This is a genomic window from Methylomonas sp. BG-2, from assembly GCF_057766305.1.
The window spans coordinates 1-11,097 of sequence record NZ_JBYMAP010000143.1 but is presented as its reverse complement, the minus strand read 5'-3'; the positions used below and the strand labels follow the sequence as shown (position 1 = coordinate 11,097).

General features: G+C 59.8%; 10 protein-coding genes and 1 pseudogene. 5 read left to right on the top strand and 6 right to left on the bottom strand.

Annotated features, from left to right (window positions below; genetic code table 11):
• Both AC3B8H_RS14035 and AC3B8H_RS14030 read right to left on the bottom strand, forming a co-directional pair.
• Positions 1-223 (bottom strand): annotated as a pseudogene (locus AC3B8H_RS14035) (hypothetical protein); the annotation flags it as partial.
• A gap of 115 nt (positions 224-338) precedes the next feature.
• Positions 339-614, bottom strand: a complete 276-nt coding sequence (locus AC3B8H_RS14030) for a cupin domain-containing protein (RefSeq protein ID WP_488442168.1) — start codon at positions 612-614, stop codon at positions 339-341.
• Between the two features lie 156 nt (positions 615-770).
• Here AC3B8H_RS14030 and AC3B8H_RS14025 point away from each other — a divergent pair, with 156 nt between their 5' ends.
• On the top strand, positions 771-1,997 hold the full coding sequence (locus AC3B8H_RS14025; protein ID WP_488442167.1) for an HD-GYP domain-containing protein: 1,227 nt from the start codon (positions 771-773) through the stop codon (positions 1,995-1,997).
• 181 nt (positions 1,998-2,178) lie between these two features.
• Here the strand turns inward: AC3B8H_RS14025 and AC3B8H_RS14020 are convergent, their stop codons facing one another.
• On the bottom strand, positions 2,179-3,636 hold the full coding sequence (locus AC3B8H_RS14020; RefSeq protein WP_488442166.1) for a GumC family protein: 1,458 nt from the start codon (positions 3,634-3,636) through the stop codon (positions 2,179-2,181).
• Between the two features lie 485 nt (positions 3,637-4,121).
• Here AC3B8H_RS14020 and AC3B8H_RS14015 point away from each other — a divergent pair, with 485 nt between their 5' ends.
• Together AC3B8H_RS14015 and AC3B8H_RS14010 are read left to right on the top strand one after the other, a co-directional pair.
• The gene (locus AC3B8H_RS14015) at positions 4,122-5,321 is read left to right on the top strand and encodes an HD-GYP domain-containing protein (RefSeq protein ID WP_488442165.1); all 1,200 of its coding nucleotides are present in this window, start codon (positions 4,122-4,124) and stop codon (positions 5,319-5,321) included.
• Positions 5,322-5,338: 17 nt separating this feature from the next.
• A complete protein-coding gene (locus AC3B8H_RS14010; protein ID WP_488442164.1) occupies positions 5,339-6,499 on the top strand; it encodes a cyclic di-GMP phosphodiesterase in 1,161 nt (386 codons plus the stop codon).
• 15 nt (positions 6,500-6,514) lie between these two features.
• Here the strand turns inward: AC3B8H_RS14010 and waaC are convergent, their stop codons facing one another.
• The 3 genes from waaC to AC3B8H_RS13995 are packed head-to-tail and all read right to left on the bottom strand — an operon-like array spanning position 6,515 to position 9,476.
• Complete coding sequence (gene waaC / locus AC3B8H_RS14005; protein WP_488442163.1) at positions 6,515-7,531, bottom strand: lipopolysaccharide heptosyltransferase I; 1,017 nt, start codon at positions 7,529-7,531, stop codon at positions 6,515-6,517.
• A 4-nt stretch (positions 7,532-7,535) separates the two neighbouring features.
• Positions 7,536-8,492, bottom strand: a complete 957-nt coding sequence (gene waaF / locus AC3B8H_RS14000; protein ID WP_488442169.1) for a lipopolysaccharide heptosyltransferase II — start codon at positions 8,490-8,492, stop codon at positions 7,536-7,538.
• Between the two features lie 57 nt (positions 8,493-8,549).
• Positions 8,550-9,476, bottom strand: a complete 927-nt coding sequence (locus AC3B8H_RS13995; protein WP_488442162.1) for a branched-chain amino acid transaminase — start codon at positions 9,474-9,476, stop codon at positions 8,550-8,552.
• Positions 9,477-9,743: 267 nt separating this feature from the next.
• Between AC3B8H_RS13995 and AC3B8H_RS13990 the strand changes: the two genes are divergently transcribed.
• Positions 9,744-10,571, top strand: coding sequence for a leishmanolysin-related zinc metalloendopeptidase (locus tag AC3B8H_RS13990; protein ID WP_488442161.1), 828 nt, complete (start codon positions 9,744-9,746; stop codon positions 10,569-10,571).
• On the top strand, positions 10,544-11,097 hold a 554-nt coding region (locus AC3B8H_RS13985; RefSeq protein ID WP_488442160.1), incomplete at its 3' end, for a hypothetical protein. The genes AC3B8H_RS13990 and AC3B8H_RS13985, both read left to right, overlap by 28 nt.

Genomic DNA, 11,097 nt, shown 5'->3' with positions numbered 1-11,097 from the left:
GGCCGTGCAGATAAATCGGCAAATCGCCTTGACCGACGGTCGCGATGGTAACGCTGGCCGGCGGTGCCTCGTCCGCGCCGGTCGTGCCGGGACGGTTCTCCGGCTGGTCGGTGGCCGGCAGATACCAGTAGCCGAAGCCGGCGGCCAACGCGAACAGCAATGCGGCGGTCGGCCAATGCGGCCGGCCGGCGGAGCGGGATTCGGGAGGTCGTGGATTGTCCATGCGGGATTACCTTAGTATCCTTGCCGGCGGAGCGGAGTGGCCCGGCGGGTTCGAGGCGGCATCATAAAAAAGGCATCCGGTGGATGCCTTTTCCTTGCCTCGGACCGGCCGCGCCTCAATCGTAGTGATAGTGTTTGCGCAGCGGTTTGACTACTTCCCAATGGCTGTCCAGACCGGCTTGAAAAATCACCAGATCGCCGGGTAAGATGCGTACCGCTTCGCCGCCGGCCGGCGTCACCAATATCTCGCCGTCCAACACATAGGCGGTTTCGGTTTCGTCGAAATCGATCGTGAATTTGGATACTTCTTTTTCCCAGATCGGCCATTCGGAGACGCCCAATTCCTGTAAACGTTCCTCGCTGGGATTGTGTTCGATAATAATCTGACTCATGACTTCCTTTCGGGTTCGGGTTGTAGGAAGGCTGGATTCTATCATTGTCGGCGGCGCGGGGCCACGCGGCCGCGTGCTAGAATGGCTCGGGATTTTTAGTCAAGCGGGGCCGGGCGTTAAAGCTCGAGTCCGGCACATTTCGGGCGGGGGCCGATTTTGAAGACTCTACAACACGTCAATATGCACGAGGCGATCGCCGCGTTGAGCGGCGCTCTCGACTTGGTCGGCGTCGACGAAGTCCGCCACGGTAAGCGGGTGGCGATGATCGCCCGCGCCGTCGCCGATCGCCTGGGTTGGTCGGCGGCCGACCGCATCGCGATGTTGCACGCCGGCATGTTGCACGATTGCGGGGTTTCGCGGATTCACGAGCACCGCCAATTGACCGAGACGCTGGAATGGGAAGGCGCCGAGGATCATTGCATGCGCGGCGCCGAGTATTTGGCGGTCTGCCGGCCGGTCGCGCATCTGGCCGACGACATTCGTTATCACCACACCCGCTGGCGGACCTTGCTGGAGTTACCGCTGGCGCCGGACTTGCGTTTGCGGACCAATCTGCTGTTTCTGGCCGACCGTATCGACGTGTTGCAGGCGCCGTTTTTAAACAGCGAACGCATACTCAATGAGTTTCCGGCGATCATCGCTCGGATTCGCGGACTGGCCGGGCTGCTGTTTTGTCCGGAGCTGGTCGAGGCGTTTGCCGAACTGGCGGAGGTCGAGGCGTTCTGGCTGGCGATGGAGCCGGAGTATCTCGACGAGGATTTGCGCGTGATCGGCACCGGTCTGGAGCCGGTGTTGCTGGACATGGCGGAGCTCAAAGACTTGGCGACCTTGTTCTCCCGAGTGGTCGACGCCAAGACCCCATTCACCGACGAGCATTCGCAACGGGTGGCGTTGATTGCCCGCGAATTGGGCACGGATTTCGGGTTGTCGGGCAGCCATCTGGAGCAGATTGAAATCGCCGGCTTATTGCACGACATCGGCAAGTTGCGCGTGTCCGAGGACATCATCAACAAGCCGGGCGGCTTGACGCCGGCCGAACGGGCGACGATGCACCGGCACAGCTACGATACCTTCAGGATTTTGCTGCGAGTGTTCGCCGATTCCAAAATCCCGATTTGGGCCGGCTATCACCACGAAACCCTGGTGGGTGACGGTTATCCGTTCCGTAGCCAGCCCAAGGAACTGGATCTGGAATGCCGGATCATCGCGGTGGCCGATATTTTTCAGGCCTTGATTCAGATTCGGCCTTACCGCCCGAGCGTGACGGTGGAAGAGGCCTTGGCGGACTTGAACCGGCGCGTCGCGGAAGGCAAGCTGGACCCAGACGTGGTCGGCAAGTTGGCGGCTCGCGCCGACGCTTACTATCGATTGGCCTGCGCCTGACGGGCTGGAGAACGTCGGAGTGACAGCAAGACTGTTGGCTTGATGGTTGAATGACGACCTCGGGTGACGAAGTATTGCCGGCCGATCGGTCGGTCTTCGCCCATATTCCGATGGGCCGAGTACGCAAACCGCCTGGAGACATTGGATTTGGCGGCAACGGGGCCGTTAGCGCCGTGCTGGGTTAGCGCCGGTCGCGGCGGCGGTCCTCGCTGTCTTCGCGTGGCGCTTCGTTAATAGCCTGTAACGGGTCGAAGCCCAGGGCGTCGGGCGGCCGGCGTCGGTCCAGCAATTGCCGGCGGTCGTTCGGAGACGGCCGGTGCGGGTAAACCCGAATGCCGGTAATCGTTTGCAAATTGCGCAGCGGCGGGTTGGGATTTAGATAGTCCGCCAGCCAAACCGCGAACAAACCCGCCCCCACGCTGGCGGCCAGTGCAATCGCGGCGGCCAGCCAATAGTCCGGTCGGACCGGTTCAGTCGGCAGGGTGGCCCAATCGATCACGCTCAACTGTGGATGGGTCTGGCGTTGTTTGACCTCGATGTCCGCCAAGCGCTGCTTGGTGTCTTGCTGCAGTTTTTCCAGGCCTTCCAGTTCTTGCCGCATCGCCTGATATTTTTCGAATTGCCCGGTGTACTCGGCGGCTTTTTGCTTGTGCTGCGCCAGTTGCTTTTGCAAATCCACGACGGTGCGTCGGGCTGCCACGTAGGCGGTATTTGCTTCCTGCAACATGAAGTCGGTGCCGCTACGTTCTTTTTCGCTGATCTTGGCATCGAGTTCGCTCAGCTGCTGTTTGACGACTTTCATGGTTGGATGAAAATCGATGTATTGCTCGGTGTACTGGCCGCGCAGGCTTTCCAGTCTGTCGCGCAAGCGTTCCGCATTTTCTTGCAGAACCGCCAAACTCCGGCTGTCCTCGTTTGGAATCACCGGTCGGCCTTCTTCGATCGCGGCGCGGATCGCTTCGACCTTCGCCTTCGCCTTGGCTTCTTCTTCCAGCGCGCTATTCAACGAGGCGTTCAGGCCCTGTAGGCGGGCGTGAGCCTGGTTGTCGCTGCTTTCTTGGGACAGAATGTTGTGGGTCAGACGGAACTGATCGAGTTCGCGGCGTTTTGCCGCCAGCAATACCGCCACCCTATCGAGTTCGCCGTCCAGGGTCGCGGTGGATTGAGCGGTGACTTGGCGAATGTAGTCCGCGCGGATTTGCCGATAAGTATCGATCCAGGCGTTCAGAACGACTTGCAGTTTTCCCGGGTCGTTGCCTTCGGCGTGCAATTTAATCAAATTGCTGTCGGCCACCGGCGTGGCACCCAGCATTTTATGCAGATCGGCGACATCGACCGGCGCGGACCGCTCGCTCAGACGCGCGGCGGTTTTATCGAGAATGTCCTGGCCGAGCAAAACCTGGGTTTGAATACCGGTCTGTTGCGGATCGGCCTCGGCCGGGGGTTGGTCAACCTGGGCCGATTCGCTGGTCAGTACCGAAGCCTCGCTGCGGTAGATCGCGGGTTGCATGAAAATCAGAATTTGGGAAATCGCAAACAATGGCAGGAAGGCCAGCAAAAACAGGCTGATACGTCGCGGAATTCGTAGCAGCGGCGTTGGATGCGCATTGGCGTATTGTCGAAACGATTTGAGAAACATCGGTGTGTTCTCCTGATATCGGCACAATTTAGAGTAGTTCTTGATGGCCGGCGCGGACGCCGGACAGTGCGGTGGAGCTTGGCCGAAGCTGGGCGCCGGGAGATCGCCGGCGTGGCTGGAGAGGCAGGGAGGTCCGCCGATGTGCGCAGTGTAACCCAATCCGCGGCGAGTGTAATCGTGTTTTCCAGGTTGTCGGAAAACCAGTGTCGGCTATAGTCGTGTCCATGAAAATGGATGGGGCCTTGCGCCACCACCGTGCATTCGACGCGTGATGCGGATGATCGGGAAAGGACGACGGCATCGCATCGCCCTCAAGGCACCTCGACGTGATCGATCGAGGCATGGAGCAGCAGCGGATTTGCAAAATCTGCGAGCTAAATCAATATTTTGCCGAATCCATGCGTGTTAGGTCGGTCGATCTATTGCAAAATGCCGGCTCGAATTGGGTGGGGTCTATGTCTGCGAATAAAGCCGGAATAATCAGAATGCATGTTTACGAACTCAGAGTCGGAATGTGCGTATGCGAGTTGGAAGCGCCGAAAGGCGAAAATCCGTTTATGTTGGAGCGCATCGTTATCGACAGTCATGCCGATATTCAGGCGATCCAGGCGGTTTGCGATTACGTTTATATCGACGTCAAGTTTCAGAAAGACCACACCGGCGCCATTCCGACCCGTTCGACCGAGGCGCGCAAGCAACTCAGTTTTGCCCGTTCATTCGAGCAGACCGCAGTCACCTTTCATCGCGCCGGCAATTTGATTAAGACCGTGTTGGACGATATCCGCTTCGGCAATCAATTCAATACCGAGGCGGTCAAGCAAGCGGTTGCCGAATGCGTCGACCAGGTGCTGGAACATCCCGACACGATGCTGTTGCTGACGCAGTTGAAGGACCAGGATCAATACACCGCGCAACATAGTATGAATGTGTGTATTTTGGCGATCCTGCTCGGTAGGGAATTGAAATATTCGGTCGAAGACCTCAACAAGATCGGCTTTTGCGGGCTGATGCACGATGTCGGCAAAATGAAAGTGCCGTTGGAGATTTTGAACAAGCCCGGCAAGCTCGACCAGTTCGAACTGGACATCATGCGCAATCACACCGTGTACGGCCGCAATGTGCTGATGTCGGCCAGGGGGATATTTCCCGGCTCGGTCGATGTCGCGCACAATCACCATGAGCATCTCAACGGCCGCGGTTACCCGCGCGGCTTGGACAAATCGGCGCTGTCCGATTTCACCAAGTTGGTGGCCGTCGTCGATACCTACGATGCGATGACCAGCGACCGGGTTTATCAACGCGGCCAGCCTCACCTGATTGCGTTGGGCACGCTGGTCAAGGGCATGAGCCAGCATTACGAAGCCCAATACGTCACGCAATTCATTAACTGTATCGGCTTTTATCCGCAGGGCAATGCCGTCGAATTGAGTAGCGGCGAAATCGGCATCGTGGTCGAGCAAAACAAAGTCGATCGTTTGAAGCCCAAGATATTGATCGTCAAGGACAGCCGGCACGGCGACATCGAGCCGCTGTTGCTGGATCTGGCCAAACCGGTCGCCGATCCTCAAGGAAACCGCTATGCCGTCAAGCAGGTGGTACGAGCCAAGGATTACCAACTGGATCTGAACCAATATTATCAAGACGGCCTGTTCGTCAAGGATTATGCTTTAGCCGGAGCTCAATAGCACTGCGGAAAGCGGGCATGATCAAAAAAATTAACGTCGAGCAACTTGAGGTCGGGATGTATGTCGTCGATACCGATCGAACATGGCTGGACTTGCCGTTTTTTCGAACGCGCTTTTCGGTGACCTCGGCCAAGCAGATCGCGACCTTGCGCGAGTATTGCCGGTTTGTGTACATCGACACCACTAAGGGCAAGGATACCGGCGACTCCCCGCCGGCCGGCGCGATTCCGGTAAACGCCGATATCGACACGACAACTTGGGAAGGCTGTTACGCCTCGGTTCGTCTCGGCCACGCCGAAGTTTTGCGGCGGGTGGCGATGGAAAACACACTGGATTTTGCGGCGGTCGATAAACTGGCGGGGGAGCTGGAACGGGCGGTTTCGCTGGACACCGGTCGGGTTTGGGGCCGGCTGGCGCGAGGTACGCAACCGGACCCGGCCGCGAAAGCGGTCAACATCGCCGCGTTGGCGCTGGCTTGGGGCCTGGCATCGGGGCGGCCGCCCGAGGCCTTAAGAAGTTTAGGCTGCGGCGCGCTGTTGCTTGATATTGGCCTACAACGCCTGCCGGATTCGATACGCGAAGCGGCACGACCCTTGGCTGCCGACGAAATAGCTTTGTTTCGGCAACATCCGCAATGGGGGCACGATATGTTGTTGGCGATTGCCGATGTGCCGGCCGAGGTATTGGAGATGGTGCTGTACCACCACGAACGTTCCGACGGCAGCGGCTATCCGCGCGGACTTGGCGGGAGCCATTTGAGCCGACTGGGGCAAATCGCGGCGATGGCCGCCGATTGCGAGGATTTGTGCTGGGAACACGCCGGTCGCCCGGCGATAACTGGTTTGCAAGCCTTGGCAAGCACTTATAACGCCGGAGCCCGACTATTCGACGGCGATTTGACGGCCGATTTCGTGCGGGCGCTCGGCGTTTGGCCGCCCGGTTGTCTGGTCGAATTGGCCGGCGGCGAGCTGGCCGTGGTCGAAGACGAGCCGGGCGGCGACATCGGCAAACTTAGCCTAAACCCGGTCACCAATTCGGCGAAGGAGTTGCTCGATCTTGTCGCCGAGCCCAAACACTCGGTGAGCGTATCGGCGAGCGACATCGTCCGCATACTGTCGTTGGCGGACCCGATTACCCGCTTTGTCCGGTATTACCTGCGGCAACGCGAGCGCAATTAAAAGCGCGCGGAAAATTCAGTCCGGTTGGATATTAGCACGGGCCGGCAGCAAGCTTCTCGCCAACTCCACCACGCTGCCAGCCTTGATTTGATTGATCGAGAAATCCAGCTTGTCCAGTTTGAAGGGATCGACACTGGACGGCGATTTCAATACCTTGTTGATGGCCGTCTGATAAACCCGGCTGACCGGCGTCGGTCCGAACAGCGTAATCGATGGCCGGTTCAAACCCCAGGCCATATGAGTCGGTCCGGTGTCGTTACCGATCAACAGGTCGCAACGGCCGATCGCGGCCTTCAGGTCGTTGAGGCTGAGTTTCGGCAGTGGTCGCGCCAAGCTGCGTTCGGCCAGCCATTGCGCCATCCAGTGTTCTTGCTTGTTACCCCAGCAAATCAGCATATTGGCTTCCAGGCCGAAAATCACTTGCAGGTACTGCTCCAACGGGTAATTGCGGCTGGCCCAGGTGGAACCGATCACCAAAATGACGTTCGCTTGGTCCGGCGCGAAGTAATCGTTTAATTCCGCGATCGGCGGCGTGAAGTACAGAAAGGGCTGCTTGGCCAAGATCTGGTCGGGACCTATGTCCAGGCCCAACGGTTGGGTCAGCACCGCGACGTTGCGGTCTATCGTGTTGGCATCATAGGGAAAAGCCACGGTTTCCCGATAAAACCAGGCCGCGAATTTCTCGCGAATTGAATCCCGGTCGAAGCCGACGCAGTTCGCCGACAACAGGCGGGCGACCAGCGCCGATTTGATCAAGCCCTGGGCATCGATGACCAGATCGTAATTCGCGGCGGCATAACCTCGTACCTTGGCCATTTCGCTGAAAATCGCGGCCTTGTTCGATTTCAGCGCTTTCAGGTTAACGGTCAGGACTCGGTTGATCTGGGGATTGTGCTCGACGACGCCGGCAAAGCCGGCCTCGACGATCCAGTCGATCTCGCTATCGGGCAGCGCGGCTTTGATAAATTGCAGCGCGACCATCGCGTGCACGATGTCGCCGAGCGCGGACAGTTTGACGATGGCGATTTTCATCCGCTCAGGCGCCGAGTAGCGCCAATACCCGCTCCGGCGCGATCTCGGTCAGGCAGCGAGTGTGGCCGAGCGGACAATCGCGCTGGAAACACGGCGAGCAGTCCAGACCCAGGGTCAGGACGCGCGCGTTGGCGTGCAAAGGCGGGGTGAAGCCCGGATCGGAGGAGCCGTACAGCGCGATCACCGGCTTGTCCAGCGCGGCGGCGACGTGCATCAAGCCCGAGTCGTTGCTGACGACCACGTTGGCCAGCGACAGCAAATCGACCGCCTCGGCCAACGAAGTTGCGCCGGCAAAATTCCGGCAAATCCGGCCGCTCAGATCGTTGATGGTCTCGGCGATGCCGCGATCCTTATCCGAACCGAACAAGCACACCTGCCAGCCCTCGGCGCGTTTGGCCTTGGCGACGGCGGCGAAATGCTCGGCCGGCCAGCGTTTGGCCGGACCGTATTCGGCGCCGGGGCAGAGCGCCAGGATTTTAGTGTTGGTCGCTATCCCGAACCGGTCTACGGCGCGTTGTCGTTGCTCGGCGCTTATCGCCAGTTTGGGGAAGGCATAAGCCGGCGGTTGTTTGGCGTCTGCGGACCAGCCCAACGCGACGAAGCGCTGTACCGTCATCGTCAGGCGCTGCCGGTCTAAGCGGCGGGCGTCGTTCAACAAACCCCAGCGCAGTTCACCGATATAGCCGGTCCGTTGGGGAATGGCGGCGAAAAACGGCACCAGTGCCGATTTCCAGGAATTGGGCAAGACGATGGCTTGATCGTAGCGACCGCACAGTTGGCGGCCTAGCCGGAAACGCTCGGCAAAGCCGAACTGGCCGTGGCCTAAGGGCATCGCAATGCCCTTGCGTACTTCCGGCATCCGCTCCAGCAGCGGTAACGACCAGGCCGGCGCCAGGATGTCGATGCGGCAAGCGGGGTGTTGTTGTTGGAGGGCGATGAACAGACTTTGCGCCATCACCATGTCGCCGACCCAGGATGGGCCGACGACCAGGATGCGATGCGGGGAAGGCACGTCGGCTTAGGACACCAAGCTCAACCACTCCTTGTGGTCGGCGCGGCGGCCGTGAACATAATCGAAGTACAGGGCTTGCAATTTTTCGGTGACCGGGCCGCGGCTGCCGGCGCCGATGTCGCGGTTGTCGTATTGGCGGATCGGCGTGACTTCGGCGGCGGAACCGGTGAAGAAGGCTTCGTCGGCGACATAAACTTCGTCGCGGGTAATGCGTTTTTCGATCACTTCGTAGCCTTGCTCGCGGGCGATGGTGATCAGGGTGTCGCGGGTGATGCCTTCCAGCGCCGAGGTGGTTTCCGGGGTGTACAACTTGCCGTTACGGACGATGAACAAATTCTCGCCGCTGCCTTCGGCGCAGAAACCTTCGTGGTCCAGCAACAAGGCTTCGTCGTAACCGGTGGACAAGGCTTCCTGCAACGCCAGAATCGAGTTGATGTAATTGCCGTTGGCCTTGGCCTTGCACATCGTGCTGTTGACGTGATTGCGGGTATAGGACGAAGTGCGGATGCGGATGCCTTTTTCCATGTTTTCCGCGCCCAAATAGGCGCCCCAGGTCCAGGCCGCGATCATCACGTGGACTTTCAAGTTGTCGGCGCGCAAGCCCATGCCTTCGGAGCCGAAAAACACCATGCTGCGGATGTAGGCGCTGTCCAGGTTGTTCTTGGCGACCGCGTCGCGGTGGGCCTGATTGATCTCGTCCTTGGAATACGGCATTTTCATATTCATGATATGCGCGGAACGGTACAGGCGGTCGGTATGCTCGGCCAGTTTGAAGATCGCGGTGCCGGCGTCGGTTTTGTAAGCGCGCAGGCCCTCGAATACGCCGCAACCGTAGTGCAGAGTATGGGTCAGCACGTGCACTTTCGCGTCGCGCCAGGCTACCCACTGGCCGTCTAGCCAAATCCAACCGTCTCTGTCATCCATCGTTGTCATCGTTTGCACCTGCTGTGTTGTTGATTGTTAGCGCGCCGCCTCGGCGATAATCGGGCGCAAATTGTACTATAAACCCGGCAAACGCTGCACTGGTCGGGCGTGGACGGACCGTTTCCGGCCGAGGCGTGGTCCGGTTTGGTTTTTACCTGAATTTACCTTTCTGAACCGGGCTTTACATGTCGCAAAGGTTAAAATCCGCCCGCAGCCGTTCCGAAGCCGATTTTTCGGGGCGGGTTTGCCTCGACTTTAAACCAATCAGGAGGAAGCATGAGGAATCAAAGGAAGTGGGCCGGTATGGCCGCCGGTTTAATGCTGGCGGCCGGTCCGGCCGACGCGGCGTCGTTTCAGATCAATTTGAACTTCAGTGGCTTGACTAGCGAGCAGGAAAGCTATTTCCAAGATGCCGCCAGCTTTTGGGAGTCCATCATCACCGGCTACGACAGCGCGGTGACCGACCAGCGCATCAACGGCGTCACGATCAGCGCCTCGGCGGCGGCCATCGACGGCAGCGGCGGAACCCTGGGCTCGGCGGGTCCGACTCAGACATGGAGAACCAACCGCTACAGCACCGGCGGCTACTCGCTGACCCGTTTGGGTGACATGCAATTCGATACCGCCGACATCGCCGACATGATCAGCAAGGGTACGTTCTTATCAGTGATCGAACACGAGATGGCTCACGTTTTGGGCTTCGGAACCTTGTGGGAAGCCAACGGCCTGTACACCAGCGGCAGTGGTCAATATACCGGCGAATATGCCGTCGCGGCCTATCGTAGCGAATTCGGTCAAGCCAACGCCACTTACGTGCCGGTGGAACTGGGCGGCGGCAGCGGCACCGCCGACGGCCATTGGAACGAGGTCGACAAGGCCGCCGCCGACACCGGCATCGTCGATGGCGAAGACCGCGACATGCGCTACGAATTGATGACCGGCTGGTTGAATTCGCCCACGTTTCTCAGCAACACCACGATACAGTCCTTCCGCGACCTCGGCTACACCGTGACCGCTCCGGTGCCGCTGCCGGCTTCGCTCTGGATGTTCGCAAGCGCGCTGCTGGGATTTTGCGGGTGGCCCGGCCGACGCCGGTCGGCTTGATGGCCGGCACTGGTAACGGCCGGCATCGGCGAGCCTCCGGCGCTTCGGCCCGCCGATGGTGGCGAGCGTTCCCGGCGCGGGTCTGGCTGGTATTGGGTCTGGCGTTGTCGACGCCCGCCCGGGCCGGCGACTATGCGTTGCCGGCCGATGCCAACGCGGTGATATTACGTTTCGATATGGCCGGCGGCCAGCGGTCCCGGTCGGCTGATTCGCCTCTCATGACATTGACGGCGGCTGGCGGTTTGACCGGGTCCGCCGCCTGGTTCGGCGGCGGCGCGGATCGTCGCCGCCAACTGGCGCCGGCCGAACTGCAAGCCTTACTGGCGTATCTGGTGGCCGACCAGCGCCTGCCCGATCTTGCCGCCGACACGATCTCGGAACGGATGCGGACCTTGCGGGCCGCCGACGGGCGTTTGTTCAATATCGCCGACGCGCCGACCACCCGCATCGAACTGGCGTTACCGGACCACCGGCACACCATCGAGTTTTACGCGGTCGATGCCGCCGCCCGGCAATTTCCGGAGGT